1 pseudogene is annotated in these 1117 nt (G+C 76.2%); it reads left to right on the forward strand.

The features are described 5' to 3' along the window. Positions 1-437: 437 nt before the first annotated feature. A pseudogene (locus DQW85_RS22520) lies at positions 438-1117 on the forward strand (DNA polymerase III subunit gamma and tau); the annotation flags it as partial.

The raw sequence follows: 1117 nt of genomic DNA on the forward strand, positions 1-1117 counted from the left end.
CCCGCTCGCCGGGCCCGAGTGCTGCGAGTGCTGCGAGTGCTGCGAGCGCCGCGGGTGCGGGAACGGCGGTTGGAGGCGCCGCAGGGCCGGTCGGGCCGGTCGGTTCCGTGGGCGCGGCGGGCGGCGCGGAGCAGGTCATCGCGCGCTCCCCCGGGGGAGCGGGAGTCACCGGGGCTTCGGGCGGTCCGAAAGCCAGGGAATCGGGTGGTCCAGGAGCCAAGGAATCGGGCGGTCAAGCAGCCAAGGACGACGACTGGCCGGAGCCGGTGCGGCCGGGGGTTCCCGCGCAGGGTGGTGGAGCGGAGGCCGGTCCCGCGCAGGAGCGCGGGGCGCAGGCCGTTCCGGCTCAAGCCGGCGGGGCACAGGTGGCTCCCGCTCAAGGTCGCCCCGCTTCGACCTCTGTTCCGGAAGGGGCCGCGCCTCCGGCCGGAGGGGGTGTGGGGGCCATCCAGCAGCAGTGGCCCACCGTGCTGGCGGCGCTCAAGCAGCGCAGCATCGTCGTCTGGGCCAACGTGAGCACCAACGCCCAGGTCGTCGGTGTCGAGGGAAACCTGGTCACGCTCGGCTTCAGCCAGGTCGGCGCGATGAAGAACTTCACGGGCGGCGGCAAGGACGCCGTGGTCGCCGTTGCGCTCGGCGATGTGCTCGGCGGCACCTGGCGTGTGGAGGCCGTCGTCGGCGGCTCGCCCGCTGCGCCGCGTCCTCGGGGGTCACACTCGGGTCCGCCTCCGGGGCCCGCACGCCCCCAGTCCCAGCCCTCGCCGCACCAGCAGGCGCACACGCCCCCGGCCCAATCCACGTCCCCGGCTCCGTCGGCGGGGCGTACGAGCTCGCATGGGTCGTCCCAGGAGGAGTCCGGCGGCCAGGAGCCGGGTCAACCCCCCGGGCCGGCCTCGCAGGGCTCCGCCGCGGCCGCCTCGCATGACAGGCCGACGACCGACGAGTCGTGGCCGGACGCTCCGGATGACTTCGCCCCCGGCTCGCCGCCAGGACCGGATCCCACGAAGACCACATCCGGGTCTACAGGTGGGGGTGGCCCGGCGGCCAGTTCGGGGGCCGGGGTCGCCGCCGCGCGTTCGGCGGCGAAGGCGGCGGCCCAGGCGGGGCCCCGCGCTCC

The organism is Nonomuraea lactucae (assembly GCF_003313395.1).
Taxonomy (GTDB): Bacteria; Actinomycetota; Actinomycetes; order Streptosporangiales; family Streptosporangiaceae; genus Nonomuraea; species Nonomuraea lactucae.